Source organism: Chryseobacterium salivictor (genome assembly GCF_004359195.1).
GTDB lineage: Bacteria > Bacteroidota > Bacteroidia > Flavobacteriales > Weeksellaceae > Kaistella > Kaistella salivictor.
The window spans coordinates 2,023,889-2,042,494 of record NZ_CP037954.1 but is presented as its reverse complement, the minus strand read 5'-3'; the positions used below and the strand labels follow the sequence as shown (position 1 = coordinate 2,042,494).

Below are 18,606 nucleotides of genomic sequence, written 5' to 3'. Positions count from 1 at the left end.
TTTTATGTACAAGGATTCATTTCAATAAAAAATAATAAATAGCAGCCCAAATAACAATAAACAGTACACCCGGAAAATATACGGACTTCAATTGTTCTTTATCTTTTTTAATAAAAATGAGATAAAGCACATATACGATAAATACTACGGTCAGCAGGACTGGAAGAATCAGATAAGCCATCGTTTTTTTGTTTATGTTTTTGTACTTATATTTTTTTGTAATAAAAGGTTACAATAATATAAAGATAATAAAAATCTCTGTTACGAAAAAAATTTAAATATTTCCCAGATCTTGAATTTGAATATCGATCCGCTGCTGGAATATTTTATTTTCTGTACCTGTTCTCACTTCTTTTAAATTAATTTTACACGTTCTTAATAAAGCATTAAAATTTAATGAATTTATTTTTTTGAGATTTAACAATACATTACTTCTTATCATTTGGCTGCTAACCGACCGTCTTTTCCTTACGCCGAATTCCTGCTGGCATTGATATTCCCAAAAAGCGACCGCATCACGAGTTTTTCATAAGCATCTCGGTTGCCTTCTTCTTTCTGAATTTTAATTAAAGCATATTGCTGAATGCTCAAAAGCGGAAGTACAATTTTTTCCCGGATTTTTACCGACATTTGAGAAAGCGGCTCTTCTTCCATTAATTCCTGAAAACCGGTCAGTTCGAGCATCAAAGATTTTGACAGGTTATATTCATCAAAAAGAATGGTCCAGAATTCCCCGAACTTTTCGTTTTTCCTCATGTAAGAGGTTAAGGGGAAATAAGATTTATTCATGCTCATCATCGAATTCAAAACCAATGTTTTAAAGAAATCAGAACCTTTATACAAACTCTTGACTTCATCAAACCGGCCTTGATTTTTTAATTCCTGCATTGCAAATCCAAACCCGAAAAATCCGGGAACATTTTGTTTCAGCTGACTCCAGGAACCCACAAAAGGAATCGCCCGAAGATCTTCAAATTTCAGTTCACCACCCGCTCCTCTTTTCGTAGGGCGGCTTCCAATATTCGTTCTGCCATAATATTCCAGCGTACTCATTTCCTGCAGATAAGAAACAAACCGCGGATGCGCTTTTAAATCCGAATATTTTTTATAACTGATTTCTGCCAGTTCTTCGAGAAGCGTTCTCTCTTTTTCCGATAAATCTTTTTTGGCATTTTTAAAGACATCGTTTTCTATACCGGCGGTTAACAACTGTTCAAAATTATATTTCGCCTGATCTTTATTTCCGAAAACACTGGTGATTGTCTGTCCCTGAACGGTTAACTCAATCTGATGATTGGCAATTGTTTTCCCCTGAGAGGCGTAAAAGTCGTGGGTTTTTCCACCACCTCTCGCGGGCGGGCCGCCTCTGCCGTCGAAGAAAATTACTTTAATCCCGTACCGGTCAGAAATTTTGGTGAGCTGTTCTTTGGTTTCATAAATCTCCCAGTTGGCTTTCAGATAACCGCCGTCTTTGGTCCCATCAGAAAAACCAAGCATGATGGTTTGTGCATTTCCACGTCTTTCCAGATGTTTTTTATACACCGGAAGTTCATATAACTGTTTCATCACCTGTTCACCGGCATCCAAACCTTCCATGGTCTCAAAAAGCGGCACTATATCCATATTGATTTCCTCTTCCCGGTAACCGCAAAACCGGAATAAGGCAAAAACATTCAGCACATCCTTGATATGATCAGAATTAGAAATGATGTACCGATTCATTCCTCTCTGTCCGTTTTTTTTCTGAATGTCTTTAATGTGATACACATTTTGCAAAGTGTCTTTGGTGATACCTTCGAAATCATTGGGATCCAAACTAACGTTTGTATTCAAAATCCAGTCGAGTTTTTCTTCAACAGAAATTTCGTCAAGATTTAATCCGGATTTTTTTTCAATAATTTCGTCGATTACCTGTTGATGAACGCGGCTGTCCTGCCGGATATCCAGTGTTGCAAAATGCGTCCCGAAAATATTCACGCGGTCTTTGAAATCTTCCAACAGATTATAGAAAAGTCCGTTATGCTGTTCGATCAGAATTTTTTCAGCTTCTTCAATTTTCGATAAAATATCTCCAGCAGAAATCGCTGCTTCTTCTTTAAAAATAGCATCATACAAATCATCACTTAATCCATCTAAAACTTCGGAAACTCCTCGGAAACTCAATCTCCTTCTCACTTTTTTCAGATGCGCGTAATAGGATTTCAAAATAGAAAGCCGAAGTTCCCGGGCAACCTGTTTCGTGATTTCTGCGGTAACGAAAGGATTTCCATCGCGATCGCCGCCGGGCCAGAATCCCATCTGAATCACATCCTGATCAGGTGTAAAATTACTGGTGCTGAAGGTGTTTTTTAATTTTTTATACAATTCGCCGATCGTGTCATAATACACATAACGCAGATAAAAAATAATACTCAAAGCTTCATCTAAAGGACTTGGTTTTTGTTGATTAAGAAAAGGTGTTTTCCCTAATTGCTGCAGAAGCATATCAATAGCAGTCACCGAATCATTCGTAATTGCAGTCCGCAAATCATGTAAAATCCGCTGAACAGCATTGGGATAAAACTGGGTCGGATGTGCTGTGAATACTACTTTTATCGCAAAATCTTTGAGCTTTTTCCGCGTCGCTTCCAACTGATGCTCCTGCAACGCCCGCTCATGAAGCTGAAGAACCGTTCCTGCATCCCGGTCAGAGTGAAGTTCCGGAAATGCTGCATCCTCAATACTGTCGTACAGGACGACCTGTCTTTCAATATATTGAATGATTTTAAAAAGCAGTTCGGTTTTCTGTTCTTCAGTTTTCAGTTCGGTGTGTTTGCTGAAAAACTCTTCCACTATTTCTTCCGGACTTTTTCCGGCTTCATATCCCGCTTTACTTTCCTCATAAAGAAAAGGCAGCAGCATACCGATATTAGACATTTTATCGTACGGCAAACTCATAAAGAGGGAGTTATAAATTTGGAATTTATTCTCGACCAACTGATGGAATTTCTCCTTTTTTTCTTCGTGTAGCATCGAACAAATTTAGTGCATTATAATTTCTTAGTAAAAACTTTTACCCTCAAAATAATTATCATTTTCACAATAAATTTGTATCTTCATTAGATGAAACTTCTACAAATAATCCTAATTTTCATTTTTACATTTTCTTTTGCACAAAAGGGATTCAAAATTCTTCACCAAAAAAAAACGGTGATCCCTTTTAAACTGATTAATAATTTAATTTTCATTCCAATCAATATTAATGGGGTAGATTTAACCTTTCTGCTGGATTCCGGAGTAAATGAAACGATCCTCTTTAGTTTAGATAAAAAAGAAGTCAACTTTAAGGATGTTGAAAAAATAAAATTTTCCGGTTTAGGGGAAAGTATGGATATTGAAGGTTTGAAATCGGAAAACAACACAGTCAGTATCGGGAAAGATTACAAAGATGCTAAACATACCGTTTTTATTATTTTAGATGAAGGCATTAATTTCTCATCGCATGTAGGCATCCCGGTCAATGGAATCATCGGTTATCAGTTTTTTAAAGACCATCCGGTTGAAATTAATTTTACTTCAAAAAAAATTACCGTTTTCAACGATGAAAACAGCTTGATTAAACGCCAGAAAAGATTTACCGAATTCCCGATCACCATCGAAAATAATAAACCATATATTATGGCCGATGTTGAAATGACCGACAAGAAAGTCCAGTCAAAAATGCTGATCGATTTAGGAAACAGCGATGCAATCTGGCTTTTCCCCAAACTCATCGAAAACTTCGAATACAACCGTCCCAACATTGATGATTATCTGGGGCGTGGTTTCAATGGTGATATTTTCGGGAAAAGAAGCCGTATCCACAATTTATATTTGGGGAAATTCAATTTTGCAGAACCGCTTACCGCGATGCCTGATGAATATTCGATTCAAAATTTAAAATTAGTTCCCGGTCGGAAAGGCTCGGTTGGCAATGATATCTTAAGACGTTTTACGGTGATTTTCGATTATCCGGGTCAAAGGATTTTGCTTAAAAGAAATAAAAATTACAATGATCCTTTTTTATTCAACAGCAGTGGTCTGGATATTCAGCAGGACGGTATGACCTGGGAAAAAGATCTTGTAGAAGTTGAAACAAAAAAAAATATAAAAGCTGCCGACGGCATAGAAGTTATAGATCAAACACAGAAATTTCAGTATAATTTTGTTCTGAAACCAAAATTTTCTGTAGCCGGATGCCGTAAAGATTCACCCTGTTTCGTGGCAGGAATCCGTAAAAATGATCAACTCATCAGCATCGACAAAAAGCCCGTGAACAATATGACTATGGAGAAAATTAATAATTATTTTAAAGAAGGAAACGGTAAAAAAATCGATCTGAAAATAGAAAGAGGCAATCAGGTTCTCAACTTTACCATTACTTTAGAAGACCCAATCCCTTATCAAAAATGAAAATTGAAGAAACTGTCCTCGACCAAATCCGCTCCAGACCGAGATTTAAAATAATCACCGAAATCTCCAGGGAAGAATACACGGCTTATTTGAAACGCTTTCTGCAGGAACATGCTGACGAATTTGAAGGAAACGTAAATAAAGAAATTTCTATAATCACCGTTCGAACTGAACAAAATAACTACTGGAATCCTTGTCTGTCCCTTCGCACAGAAACCGATCCTGATGAAAACAAAACGGTGATCCGCGGTGTTTTCGGGCCGACTTCTGCCGTGTGGACTTTTTTTATGTTTCTCAACTTTATTTTCGGAATCATGTGGCTGGTTTCCATCACCATCTGGCTGGTAGAAAAACAGATTAAAAGTCATGATTTCCCGTGGGCCTTCAGTTTTTCAATAGCGATGGTGGTTTGCCTGGGTTTAACTTTTGCGGCAGCGCGAATCGGAAAATGGCAGGGTAAAAAGCAAATGCAAAAACTTCGGGAATTCGCAGAAGAATCGATCCGAAGTTTTGAAAAAAATTAAGCAGCGACTTTTTCTCCGGCTTTTGCAGCGGTTATTCCGCCACGAACCTCATCGGTTCTCTTTTGCTCCTCCAAAATTTTCGAGAGATTGGGTTTTATAATTTCAGTCAAATCTTCTACCGAAATATCATCAGCTTTGGGATCCTGAATTAAATTTTTCCATGGTTTTTTCTTGCCCCATTTGTAATCCCCAAAAACAATGACGGGAGTTCCGTTTGCTCTTACCGTTGCTCCGCCTTTGTTCAAAATCCACTGATCTGCCCAATTGTACAAAAACTTCGCATCGTTCCTCAACAATCTCAAACAGGAATGCGAGGCCGGATAGCCGGGCAGATCGTATTGATGCCAGCCAATTCCTAAAGTATTGTGAATATTAAAGTTATACGGTAATTTCCATTCGCTGGAAACAGTAGAAATTGACAGTTCTTTTTTCCAGTTCGCAAATGTTAATCCCCGTTTGGTCTGGGCGGCTTTTGAACCCATACTTGTAGGTCCCCATTTTAGAAGATTTCCGTTTTCATAAACGGCAAAAGCCTGAATCGGGTAAGAAAAGAAAACTATTTTATGAACGTCTTTCAGAATTTCCAATTGATGCGGAAATGGCGAATAAGCCATCAAAGTAGAATCTATTTTATCGGGAACAGCAAGCGTATCAGCACGCCATTTATTTTTTAAATCAAGACGGTTTAAAGCTAAAATCACATATTGATCTTCTTTTGAAAACTCTTTATTAAAAGCCGCCATCGCTGAATCTTTTTTCTTTGCAGGAAAAATAAAGGCACGATAAGCAACGGTATTCTTCTGAATAGAATCCTGAATTAAAGAATCCTTTTTTGCTTTTGCAGCGGAATCCAGTTTTTTCAGTTCGATTTCCCGGGAAGCAGTTTCCTGTCCCTTTTCACATTGTAAAGCAAATGAAATAACCGAGGTCAAAAGAATCAGATTGAAAAGTTTTTTTTGAGAAAGTCTAAGCATAGTTTATTTTAAATAAACATTTACTTTGCAATAACAGTACCACTAACAAAGGAAATGAGACTCTTTTTCAAAAAAAATATAATTTACAGTTGAAATCATTTTTCAGTTTTTAATTGAAATCATTAATCAATTAAAATGCATATCCTTTTTTAATCAGCATGCAAAATCCTAAAGGAAAGTCCCCAGATTTTAAAGTTCTTCCGGATTTCGGATATTCCTTACATTAATGATCTACTTTCAGATAATTGGGCTGTAATTCCTTTTTTTTGGAAGGCAAATTCATCAACACGATCGCAAAAAGTATTAAAAGAATCCCCATCCATTGGATTAAAATAACTTTTTCACCCAATAATACAAATGCCATCGTAACGGAAACCGGCAGCTCCAGAGACGAAACAATACTTCCCAATCCTAAACCTGTTTTTGGAAACCCGAGATTAAACAAAGTCGGCGGAATAATCGTTCCGAACAAAGCCAGAATGAAACCGTAAGTATAGAATATCGAAAAATCAAAAGCCCTGATATGGTCTGTATTATCTGTAAAATTCAAATAAAATGTTTTCAACACCTCAAAATGCAGAGGACCGATCTGTGCAAAAAAGAGAAACAGAAATACAATGACAGCGCCTCCGGAAAGCATAATCATACTTTTCCTCAACACCGGAATATGGGTTGCTATTTTATTGGAAGTGAACATCGTCATGCTGAATGACGCTGCCGCCATCAGTCCCCAAAAAACACCGTGCAAATCCAATTTAACGTCCAGATTAATCATATTGGTTGCGAAGAATGTTCCGATCAGAACGATTACAGTTGCGACCACCTTTTTGGCATTAGGAAATTTTTTCGATATTACACTTTCTATAACAACGCTGAACCAGACCGACTGCATCAACAATACGATTGCGATAGATACATTGATATACTGAACGCAGATATAGTAAAATAGACTGGTACAGCCTAAAGATGTTCCTGCCAGCATCAACATTTTAATCTCTTTGGGCGTTGGCTGGGCAAGTGGTTTTTTTGAAGTTTTTTTCTGTATCAGATTTAAAATAAATAAACCTGTCAATCCCAGAACGAATTGTGCCGTGGTAACTTCGGAGGTCGTATATCCGTCTTGATAAGACAATTTAACAAACGTGGCCAACATGCCGAAAATACTTGCTCCCAGCGCAACATACAAAACCCCTTTTAACATATTTTTCTTTTCCATAATTTTTTTCAGCCTGCAAACTTACGGTTTTATAAATTTGTGAGCCAATTATGTCGAAAATTAAAAAGTCATCAGTGGAAAAAACTCCTTGATTTTTGAAAAAAGCACATTGATTTTCGGAATAAATTTAAGAATATCAGCTTTAGTTGATGATTAATGGCGAACTATGATCGAAGCTGAAAAATTCAGTTACTTTTCATAAAGCTCCAGGTATTTCTCGGCAGATTTTTCCCAGGAGAAATCAAAATTCATATTCGATTGCACCAACTGTTTCATCAAACCCTCTTTATGAAAAATATGCAAAGCGCGATGGATTGCATGAACAGCGGCATTTGCACTTGCTTCACCGAAATTGAGTCCGCTTCCGCCTGTTGAGATATCTTCTACTGTATCCCGTAAACCACCGGTATATCTGACGATCGGAACGGTTCCGTACCGCATGGCGTACATTTGGTTGAGTCCGCAGGGTTCCACTCTGGAAGGCATTAATAAAAAATCGGAAGAAGCATAAATTTTATGGGATAAATATTCTTTGTACCCCAGATCCAGAGCGAAATTTGAAAAAGAATGAGACAATTCCGACAATTGATTTTCGATATTTTTATCACCTGAACCTAAAATAATGATATTCAAAGCGCCGTAGGTTTCCCGGATACTTTTCCAGACGATTTCCGGTAAAAAATCGGCTCCTTTTTCGCCCGCAAATCTACCGATGAAACTGAACAGCGGCAAATTGGGATTCAGACCATATTCTTCGCAAATCTCTTTTTTATTTTTCCACTTACCGGAGTCAGCATCTTTTTTTCCATAATTAAAAGCGAGGAACGGATCGACTTCAGGATCCCATATTTCGGTATCTATGCCGTTGATAATACCGTTTGCTTTTGCATATTCCTGTCTGACTAAAGTTTCCAGACCGCGGAAATTTTCAAACAGTTCATCCATATAACCGCCAGAAACAGCATTGAAAGAATGGCAACATTTTATCATCGCAGCCAATGGATTGATGTAGCCGTCCCAATCCAGCAAACCCCATTTCGCGCCATCAAACCAGGGAAAATAATTAATCATTTCCCAACTCATCTGCCCTTGATATTCGCCGTTATGAATGGTACCGATTGTTTTTACGCCCTTTAGAAAACTAAACTCAGGACAATTTTCTACCATAAAAGGAACCAGACCGGTATGATAATCATGGCAGTGCAAAACGTCGGGGCGAATCTCCATGGCGGTCAGCCAATGCAGTACTCCATGTTGAAAAGCCAGAAACTGCTGACTTTCATCCCAGTATCCGTAAGGATTATCCCGGTCCAAAAGTCCCGGAATTTTCACCAAATACAAATCAAAACCTAAAACTTTGGAACGTTCTTTCATGACCTGAACTTGAAAACTTTGCCGGTGCTGATGAATCCAACCGTCAAAAACCAGCTCGAAACTGTGGTCGTGAACGAACGGTTTATTGTACCAGGGCATAATTACGCTGGCTTCCACCCCATCGATTTTATTGAGATATTTAGGCAATGCTCCTACCACATCGGCAAGTCCGCCAACTTTGGCGACAGGATAACATTCGATAGAAAGGTTAAATATTCTCATTTTACGTTCATGTATTCTATTTGGCATCTACTATTTCTCAGTTTTTTACACTCTTCTCCTTTTCAACCACAGCTGTCTGTAATTTTTTCTGTTTTAAAATAACGCCGGCAAGCGGTGGTAATTTTAAGACAATTGCATTGGGCCTGTACATCCATTCATCGTCTTCTTCATCCTCCACTTCTGCCTTCACACCACTTCCCGCAAATTGCGTGTCATCCGAATTCAGAATCACTTCCCAACTCGTCCCCTCATCAATACCGATTTTATAATCAAGAACTCTTGGTGTTAAATTTAAAACCACCATTAAAACATCGTCCTCTTTTTTTCCTTTCCTTAAATAAATGTAAATGGAATTATCGGCATCATTCGCGTCCACCCACTCCATTCCCTGGGGTGAAAAATTATTTTCGTACAGGGCGGTTTCATTTCTGTATAAATGATTCAATCTTTTTACAAATTCCTGCATTCCTTTGTGAAAAGGAAATTGGAGCAAATGCCAATCGAGACTTTGGGTAAAATTCCACTCGCGGGTTTGCGCGAATTCATTACCCATAAACAGCAGTTTTGCGCCGGGATGGGTAAACATATAAAGATATAAAGCACGAAGATTGGCGAATTTCTGCCATTCATCGCCCGGCATCTTATAAATTAAACTGGCTTTCCCGTGGACGACTTCGTCATGAGAAAGCGGCATCATATAATTTTCATTATAAACGTAAACAGAGCCAAACGTCAATTTATTATGGTGGTATTTTCTATCAATTGGATCTACTTTAAAATATTTCAAAGTATCGTGCATCCAGCCCATCATCCACTTCATACCAAAACCGATACCGCCGTCGTGTACTGGTTTTGTGAGCATGGGAAAGTCTGAACTTTCTTCGGCTATCGTTATCACATCCGGAAATTCTTTATAGACTGCTTTATTGAAATCCTGTAAGAATTTCCTGGCTTCCAGATTCACATTTCCACCATCACTATTCGGTTCCCATTCGCCTTCATTTCTGGAATAATCCAGGTGCAGCATTGAGGTTACGGCATCTACCCGAAGTCCGTCGGCATGATAACGGTCGAGCCAAAATATAGCATTACTGATTAAAAACGATTTCACTTCCGGTCTTCCGTAATTGAAAATATAGGATTTCCAGTCAGGATGAAAACCTTTTCGGGGATCTTCATGTTCATATAAAAAAGTACCGTCGAAGAAATGCAGTCCATTGGCGTCACCCGGAAAATGAGAAGGAACCCAGTCTAAAATAACGCCGATTTCGTTCCGGTGCAATTCATTAATTAGAAACATTAAATCCTGCGGCGAACCAAAACGGGAGGTGGCAGCAAAAAATCCTGTCACCTGATAGCCCCAGCTTGGATCATACGGATATTCCATAATGGGCATGAATTCTACGTGCGTAAACTCCATTTCCTTCATATAAGGAACAAGCCGTTCTGCAATTTCTCTATAACTGAAGAAACGGTGTGGATCATCTGTGCCGCGCATCCAGGATCCCAGATGCATTTCGTAAACCGACATTGGCGCATTGATGGAATTCTTGTTTGAACGGTCCTTCATCCAATTTTTATCCGTCCATTCAAACCAGGTGGTTGAAACGAGTGAACCAGCCTGTAGGTTCTGTTCCCAACTTAAAGCAAAAGGATCTCCTTTTTCGAGTAAAACTCCTTTATTGGTTCGGATTCCGTATTTGTAAACATCTCCCCATTTTAAGCCTGCGATAAATCCTTCCCAAATTCCGGATTCGTCCCATCTTGGCAGTAATTTGTGGGCTTCAGAATGCCATCCGTTAAAATCACCAATAACAGAAACCTCTTTAGCAAATGGTGCCCAAACGGCGAAATAAACGCCTTCGACCCCATCAATTTCAATAGAGTGAGCGCCAAATTTTTCATACAACTTATAATGATTTCCTTCTTTAAAAAGATAAATATCATGGTCGCTAAACAAAGAATGAGGAATTATATTTCGCATGATTTCGGGGTTTTCAGGTTTGTTTTTTCAGAATAAAATACGGAATCGCATTTGTCCATCAAATATATTTAAAATAAAGATAAAATACCGAACATCTCCTTTAAAAAAAAGAATATTTGATGAATGCTTAACACTTATAATCATTAAGTTAAGAATAAAACCGAACAAAGATCATTTCTGCAAAATCGGCTTTTGAATAAATGTCGCCCTTTAACATTTGAAAATACCGTGAAACATCATTCTGTTTATTTGAAAAACGATCAATAATCACGACGGAAAACATCATTAACTTTTTATTCTCGGGTATTTCAGTCTGTGATTGATCGGTTATTTCAACACCCCAAATAATGGAAAAAAGATTGGTCAACTCATTTTAAGCCCCATAATACTGCTTCATCAATAAAAATTTTCTTATTTTTAGGCCAAATTTTAAAAATGAATAGAAAGAATATATTGCTGGCAGCAATACTTTTGCCGGCAGTGATGGCATTTGCCCAGCAGTACGGCGGAATGTGGATTCCTACAGAACTCAACGAAAAGGAAATGAAAGATTTGGGAATGAAAATTTCTGCGAAACAGATTTTCGATCCTTCAAAACCGAGTATTAAAGATGCGGTCGTACAATTTAACGGAGGTTGTACCGCAGAAATAATTTCACCACAAGGTTTACTGCTGACCAATCACCACTGTGGTTACGGTCAAATTCAGAAACACTCATCAGTGGAACATGATTATTTGAGTGATGGCTTCTGGGCAAAAGACATGAATGGAGAATTACCAAATCCGGGCGTGACCGTAGATTTTATCGCAGATATTAAAGAAGTGACGGGGTCTGTTTTGGCGGGAACACAAAATTTAGATTCTAAAGCGGCGGAAGCGCTGATTGCCAAAAATCTTGAAACGGTTAAAGCCGGTTTTAAATTAGAACCTTGGCAGAAAGTAATCATTAAACCCGTTTATTACGGTAATAAATATTACGCCTACATTATTGAAACTTACAAAGATATCCGTTTGGTTGGTGCACCGCCAAGTTCAATCGGTAAATTCGGATCTGATACCGACAACTGGGTTTGGCCAAGACATACCGGCGATTTTTCGATGTTCCGGATTTATGCTGACAAAAACAATAAACCAGCGGATTATTCAAAAGACAATATCCCTTACAAACCGAAATATTTCTTACCGGTTTCCATTAAAGACAAACAGGAAAATGATTTCACATTTGTTTTTGGATTCCCCGGCAGAACAACCGAGTATTTACCTGCCATCGCTGTAGAAAAGGTAATGACAGAAACCGATCCTGCCATGATCGCCGTAAGAGAAGTCGCGTTGAAAACCTTAAACGAAAAAATGCGTACCGATGCGGAAACAAGAATTAAATATGCGTCAAAATACGCTGGTGTAGCCAATTACTGGAAAAAATGGATCGGCGAAGTTGAAGGTTTGAAAAAATCTGACGCCGTTGGAAAAAAGAAAAAATACGAGCAGACTTTAATTGCAAAAAATCCGCAAATTAAACCGACGATTGATCAGCTGAACAATTTGTACAACGAGCAGTCTCCTTACTCGCTAAACCGTTCTTATTATTCGGAAGTGACCAGAAATGCCGAAACTTTGTCACTGGCCAATCAGTACATCAATTTTATGCAAAGTTATGAAGCTGGAAAAATGACCGACCAGACACTGACAGGTTTCAAAAACAGACTTGCTTCATTTTACAAAGATTATGATGCTGAACTGGATGCTAAAGTAACAGCACAGCTGCTCGCTTTGTATGCAGAAAAAACACCTGCCAAATTTTTGCCTGCAAATTTCGCTCAGTTTAAAGAGGTTAATAAAAATTCAGCAACCATTGAAAACTGGTCTAAAAATTCAGTGATTACCGGACGCGGAACTTTCAACAGCGCAACGGCGTCAGCGAATATCGACAAGGTATTTGCCAATCCGGCGGAGTTGATTAAAAACCTTAAAAACGACCCCATTATTCAGCTGGCTTCTTCAATGAAAGATAGCTACATGAAAACTACTGAAGGGAAATATGCAGAACTTCAGGATCAGATCGATGTGCTTCAAAAGAAATTCATGGCGCAGCAAATGGAAACCGATAAAGACCGTAAATTCTTCCCGGATGCAAACTCTACGCTTCGTGTCGCTTATGGCCAGGTGAAAGGTTCTAACCCCAGAGACGCGGTTTACTACGGTTACCAAACGCATCTGGAAGGGGTGATGGAAAAATATGTTCCCGGTGATTATGAATTCGATGTTCCTAAAAAACTGGTCAACATTTACAATACGAAAGATTACGGAATGTACAAAGACAAAACCGGCGATGTTCCCGTAAACTTTACAGCAACCAATCACACAACCGGCGGTAACTCCGGAAGTCCTGCTTTGGATGCACACGGAAATTTAATCGGACTGAATTTCGACAGACAGTGGGAAGGAACGATGAGTGACATCAATTTCGATCCCCGTTTCAGTAGAAATATCATGGTGGACACCAAATATATTCTTTTCATTGTTGATAAATATGCCGATGCAAAATGGCTGTTGAATGAAATGAAAATTGTGAAATAAATATTTTTTAAATATTACATTTGTAAGAACGTGCCTTTTTGGTGCGTTCTTTCGTTTAAATATACCCGGTAACTGTTTTAGATATTGCAAAGCCTAGGTATATATTTCATGCAACCATTGTCACCAACTTTAAAATAATCCAAAAAAAAATTCCGGAAATTCCGGAATCTTTGCTTTCACAGCTATTAGTTTAGTTTTATAATTTGTAAGGTTTTTAAAGATAATTAATAGGATTCTCTTCGACTGCTTGCTGTGCAACTTCCGTAACCGATAAAACCTATTTACCCGAACTGCCGCGGATCTTCTTACCCGATAATGGACCGCCCAATGCGGCGCTGATATAGCAGATATCAAATGCTCCGGCACTTAAGGGGAAAATACTCCAAACCATTGAAAGTATACCAAGTGGGCGATCGCGAAACTGGTATCCTACCAGCAGAAATGCGGTGCCTGCTGCCAAACGGAATATGCGACCTGCCGGACTGTTGACGGATTTTGAGAAACCCGATCTGTTGAAAGATTCATGCAAACTCATAAAATTTTTTTTTTAAAATTTTCATCATTGTACTGACTTTTTCTGTTGAACAACGGACAATGAAATGTTGCGCTGTAATTTCTACATTGTTACGTCGAATTTTATCGTTCTGTGGATCACGAAAAAATTCGTTTATAGGTATTGCATTGCAAATGTGAACCTATTTATTTTACTATAAAAGAGTCAAATCACCCTATTTAATTGATCTCAATTTCATTTGTAAATATTTTTTTGATTTTATTATTAAACATAAAAAAAAGTGAAACCGAAATTTCACTTTTTTTTAACCATATCTTCAAAAATTAATATCCAAATATTTCTTCTAAAGAAACTTCCTGGAATGTGCCCATTTTATTTATGGCAACCATATCAAGATTTTCTTTTTTACCGATAATCGCGGTATTGTATTTCATTGGTTTCATCTGCGAATCATAGAAACCCGTAAGATCTGCCAAAGACAATTTTTCGATTTCTTTGTAAATATCCTTTCTTAAATCGTAGTCAACTCCTAATTTTTTAAGACTTAACTGATTGAAATAAATATTGGTTCTGTTGATTCTACCCGAAGCAATTTGTTTCAACGCTGCATTTTTAGCATTTTCAAACTGTGCCGGGATTTGCGGAAGATTTTCCATCAATTCATCCATCGCAGTAACTGCCTGCGGAAGTTTATTCGCCTGAGTTCCGATATAAGTCGTCACGTAATCAGGACGGTTGAGCTCGCCGCTTGACGCATAAGAAACATAAGCAGAATACGCTAAACTCTTGCTCTCACGGATTTCCTGGAAAACGATTGAAGATAATCCCCGTCCAAAATACTCATTGAAAACACTGATTTTCCCAAGGTTCGCTAAATTAACATTTGGTCCTTTTGCCACTTTACTCATTTCAGTTTGTACCATATCGTAATTGGTAAAATATACATTGCCGTTGGTTGCAGGTTCAGGATAGTCGTTTTTTGCAGGAACTTTCAAGGTTTCCTTTTCTACGAAAGGTTTTGCATATTTTTTGAAAGCATTGAAATTCTGTCCGTAAAAGAAAATCTCGTAAGGCATTTTCAGCAAATTCTGAATTTTATTCGTCATATCAACCGAATTGATCGCCTCTAACTGTGATTTGGAAAGCACATCTGAAAAGCGCGAAACCTTGCCATACTTAGCGTAATTAGACAGAGCGGCCATAATTCTTGCTTTGTCTTTTTTGGCAACTTCCCGGCCTTCCAAAATGGTTTTCACATTTTCTTCGTATACCTTCTGATCGGGTTTTGCATTCTGCATCCAGTTTTTCAACAGCTCGATTGCTTTTGGCATATTTTCTTCTAAACCGCTTAACGAGATTCTCAACTGGTCCTGTGAAGTTCTGAAATCATTAGAAATACCCAACTTAAAGAATTCCTTTTTAAGGTCTTCCGCAGATAATTTATTGGTTCCTAAATATTGCAATACCTGAGTTGCCAGACCTAATTCTTTGTCATAGTCGCTTCCGAAAGGGAAAACAAAATGAGCCTGGGCAATATCATTGTATTTATTATGTACGAAACTCACTTTTTTATCACCGATTTTATCCGTTTTGATCACTTTTGCGTAATCGATAAATTCAGGTTTAATTTCAGAAGATTTTTCTGCTAAAATTCCCTTTAAAAACGGAGACTGCGCATCCCTGTTTAGTTTAATCGGAGTAATTCCCGGATTTTCTACGCGGACTAATTTATCATTGACGCCTTTTTCTTTTTTAATGATGACATAATTATCTTTAAAGAAATAGTTGGCAAATTTCACCACGTCGGCTTTCGTAATCTTTTCGTATTCATTGATCTCATTCAGTTCCTGCTCCCAGGTTCTGTCGTTGATGTAACTTCCGTACAATGAAGTAGCCAATCCGTCAGCGGTTTCATACGTTTTCATGCGCTGGATTTTCATATCATTAATGATGGCCGGAATCAACCAGTCCTGGAATTCTCCTTTTTTCACCAGTTCAATTTGATCCAACATTAATTTTTTCGCTTCATCAAAAGTCTGGTCATTTTTCGGAACGATAATTAATGAAAAACTTCCGTAATTTTTAAACGCAGACTCGTAAGCCATTGCTCTCAGCGCTTTCTGTTTTTGATTAATGTTTAAATCAATCAAACCGGAATCTCCCGAGTTCGTCAGAATATTTCCGACGATGTCTGCAAGTCTCGCATTTTGAGTTCCATAAGAATCAGATCTCCAGGAGAGTTGTAACCTCGGTGTAGAAGGACTTTTTACCGTTCTTTCTACAATTTTGGTCATTGGCTCTTCGGTGATCGTTTGTTTTTTCGGTAATTCTTTGTATTCAAAACTTCCGAAATACTGATCTACCAGTTTAATGGTTTTGTCGTAATCTAAATCTCCCACCAAAACCATGGCGTAATTATTCGGCACATAATATTCATCAAAATATTTGTGAATCGCCAGCATGGATGGATTTTTCAAATGCTCTGATTTTCCGATCGTCGTTTGCTGACCATTTGGATGAGTTGGGAAAAGGGCATCCATTAATTCATAATTCACCAAACGTCCGTCGTTATCCTGAGCACGGTTGTATTCTTCATAAACCGCTTCCAGCTCAGTATGGAATAATCTCAAAGTTAATTCAGAGAATCTTTCCTTCTCCACTTTCAACCATTTTTCGAGTTCGTTGTTTGGAATATTATTTTTATAAACGGTTTCATCCAACCACGTATGAGCATTGGTTCCCGACGCTCCCAGTGAAGAAATCGCTTTGTCATATTCGTTGGCGATTGCAAATTTACTTGCCTCCTGTGAAACTTCATCTATTTTTTTATAGAGTGCTTTCTTTTTTTCCGGATCCTGTTCTGCTTTATGCTGTTCATACAGTTTAGAAATTTCCTCTAAAAGCGGTTTTTCTTTTGCCCAGTCTGCACTTGCAAGATTAGAGGTTCCTTTGAACATCATGTGTTCCAGATAATGCGCTAATCCCGTATTATCAGCCGGATCATTATTACTTCCTGTTCTTACGGGAATATAGGTTTGGATTTTCGGTGCGTCATCGTTTTTCGCAAGGAATACTTTTAATCCATTTTTTAAAGTATAAACTCTTACCCCTGTTTTATCATTAATAACGGTTTCATATTGGTAACCGCTTTTGTCTGTTGTTTTCTTAGTTTCAAATTTCTGTGCGTTGCTCATCGTGAGTGCTCCAATAACGGTTATTGTTGTTAATATTTTCTTCATAGTTTAATTATCCGATGGTTTTAATCTGTAGTTTTATTTAAAAAATTACATTGGTTGATGAGGCTTCAGCATATTTGCAGGATCCAGAATTTCATTTAATCTTTCTTCAGATAAAATCCGGCGCTCCAATACCAAATCATAAACGCTTCTGCCTGTTTCCAACGCTTCTTTGGCAATTTCTGTAGAATTTTTATAACCGATATAAGGATTTAAAGCGGTTACAATACCGATACTGTTTCTCACCATATTCAAACAGGCCTCTTTGTTGGCCGTAATGCCTACGATACATTTTTCTCTTAAAGTATCCATTGCATTTCCTAAGAAAATCATGCTTTCCATAATTGAATGTGAAAGAACGGGTTCCATTACATTTAATTGCAATTGTCCTGCTTCTGCCGCAAAAGTTACCGTTAAATCATTTCCGATGACTTTAAAACAAACCTGATTGACCACTTCCGGAATTACAGGATTTACTTTTCCCGGCATGATTGAAGATCCAGGCTGCATTGGCGGAAGATTGATTTCAAAAAAGCCCGCTCTTGGACCTGAAGAAAGCAAACGCAAATCATTACAGATTTTAGACAGCTTCACCGCTAATCTTTTTAAGGCCGAAGAATAAATGACATAAGCACCCGTGTCTGGAGTTGCTTCTACCAAATTGGGTGCAGAAATAACAGAAAACCCAGTCAATTGAGCGAGGTTTTTAGCACATAAATTCGCATAACCAACGGGAGCATTTAATCCAGTTCCGATGGCGGTTGCCCCCATATTCACCTCCACAAAAAGGTTGGCATTCGCGTTTAATTTAGAAATATCTTCTTCCAGAGTTGCCGCATAAGCTTCGAACTCCTGACCCATACTCATAGGAACGGCATCCTGCAGCTGTGTTCTTCCCATTTTGATAACGGGTGCGAACTCTTTTCCCTTCTCACGAAATGCTTCAACTATTTTCCTGAGTTTTTCTACCAACTCCAAATTCATCGACAGCAAAGCCATTTTTAATGAAGTTGGATAAGCATCATTCGTCGATTGCGAAAGGTTGATATGATCGTTGGGCGAACAATACTGATAATCTCCTTTTTCTTTTCCTAATTTCTCTAAAACCCTGTTTGCAATAACTTCATTAGCGTTCATATTCACAGAAGTTCCTGCTCCACCCTGAATCATATCGATCGGGAATTGCTCATGCAGATTTCCGTCGATAAGCTCCTCACAGGTTTCGGCAATCATTTTATAAAGATTCTCATCAAGCAATCCCAATTCATAATTGGTTTTTGCAGCTGCTTTTTTCACTACAGCCAACGCTTTTATAAATTGCGGATAAGAAGAAAGAGTTTGTCCTGAAATTTTAAAATTATCAATAGCACGTTGGGTTTGAACTCCATAATATGCATTTTGGGGCACTTGTAAAGTCCCTAATAAATCGCTTTCATTTCTGAAATGTTCCATAAAATAATTTGTTGAAGAGTTAAGATTATTTACTGTATTTATTAAATTGATTTAAAGTTAAGTCTAAAAAAAGAGGCGATAATGTATCGCCCGGTTTGAGAA

At 38.0% G+C, this 18,606-nt stretch carries 11 protein-coding genes; 3 read left to right on the top strand and 8 right to left on the bottom strand.

What is annotated here, in order from left to right; genetic code table 11:
- Nucleotides 1-468: 468 nt before the first annotated feature.
- Nucleotides 469-3,012: a phosphoenolpyruvate carboxylase gene (locus tag NBC122_RS09375; RefSeq protein WP_133440125.1), complete on the bottom strand. Its 2,544-nt coding sequence runs from the start codon at nt 3,010-3,012 to the stop codon at nt 469-471.
- Nucleotides 3,013-3,189: 177 nt separating this feature from the next.
- Here NBC122_RS09375 and NBC122_RS09370 point away from each other — a divergent pair, with 177 nt between their 5' ends.
- Together NBC122_RS09370 and NBC122_RS09365 are read left to right on the top strand one after the other, a co-directional pair.
- Nucleotides 3,190-4,431 (top strand): aspartyl protease family protein, encoded by a 1,242-nt coding sequence (locus tag NBC122_RS09370; RefSeq protein ID WP_246012309.1) that lies wholly within the window; start codon nt 3,190-3,192, stop codon nt 4,429-4,431.
- Nucleotides 4,428-4,955, top strand: coding sequence for a hypothetical protein (locus NBC122_RS09365; protein ID WP_133440123.1), 528 nt, complete (start codon nt 4,428-4,430; stop codon nt 4,953-4,955). Before NBC122_RS09370 ends, NBC122_RS09365 begins: the two co-directional genes overlap by 4 nt.
- On the opposite strand, the gene NBC122_RS09360 is transcribed toward NBC122_RS09365, so the two are convergent.
- From NBC122_RS09360 to glgB, 4 genes are all read right to left on the bottom strand, one after another.
- On the bottom strand, nt 4,952-5,929 hold the full coding sequence (locus NBC122_RS09360; protein ID WP_133440122.1) for a L,D-transpeptidase: 978 nt from the start codon (nt 5,927-5,929) through the stop codon (nt 4,952-4,954). The genes NBC122_RS09365 and NBC122_RS09360 overlap by 4 nt on opposite strands.
- 223 nt (nt 5,930-6,152) lie before the next feature.
- Nucleotides 6,153-7,145, bottom strand: a complete 993-nt coding sequence (locus NBC122_RS09355; RefSeq protein WP_133440121.1) for an EamA family transporter — start codon at nt 7,143-7,145, stop codon at nt 6,153-6,155.
- Between the two features lie 189 nt (nt 7,146-7,334).
- A complete protein-coding gene (locus tag NBC122_RS09350) occupies nt 7,335-8,741 on the bottom strand; it encodes a glycogen synthase (protein WP_133440120.1) in 1,407 nt (468 codons plus the stop codon).
- A gap of 37 nt (nt 8,742-8,778) precedes the next feature.
- Entirely contained in the window at nt 8,779-10,725 is a 1,947-nt protein-coding gene (gene glgB, locus NBC122_RS09345) for a 1,4-alpha-glucan branching protein GlgB (protein ID WP_133440119.1), read from the bottom strand.
- 435 nt (nt 10,726-11,160) lie between these two features.
- On the opposite strand from glgB, the gene NBC122_RS09340 reads away from it, so the two are divergent.
- Nucleotides 11,161-13,302 (top strand): S46 family peptidase, encoded by a 2,142-nt coding sequence (locus tag NBC122_RS09340; RefSeq protein WP_133440118.1) that lies wholly within the window; start codon nt 11,161-11,163, stop codon nt 13,300-13,302.
- Nucleotides 13,303-13,579: 277 nt separating this feature from the next.
- On the opposite strand, the gene NBC122_RS09335 is transcribed toward NBC122_RS09340, so the two are convergent.
- From NBC122_RS09335 to aspA, 3 genes are all read right to left on the bottom strand, one after another.
- Complete coding sequence (locus NBC122_RS09335; RefSeq protein WP_133440117.1) at nt 13,580-13,837, bottom strand: DUF2892 domain-containing protein; 258 nt, start codon at nt 13,835-13,837, stop codon at nt 13,580-13,582.
- Nucleotides 13,838-14,139: 302 nt separating this feature from the next.
- Entirely contained in the window at nt 14,140-17,055 is a 2,916-nt protein-coding gene (locus tag NBC122_RS09330; RefSeq protein WP_133440116.1) for a M16 family metallopeptidase, read from the bottom strand.
- Nucleotides 17,056-17,100: 45 nt separating this feature from the next.
- Nucleotides 17,101-18,504 carry an aspartate ammonia-lyase gene (aspA, locus tag NBC122_RS09325; protein WP_133440115.1) on the bottom strand — a complete coding sequence of 468 codons (1,404 nt, stop codon included), beginning with the start codon at nt 18,502-18,504 and terminating at the stop codon, nt 17,101-17,103.
- Between the last annotated feature and the right edge of the window lie 102 nt (nt 18,505-18,606).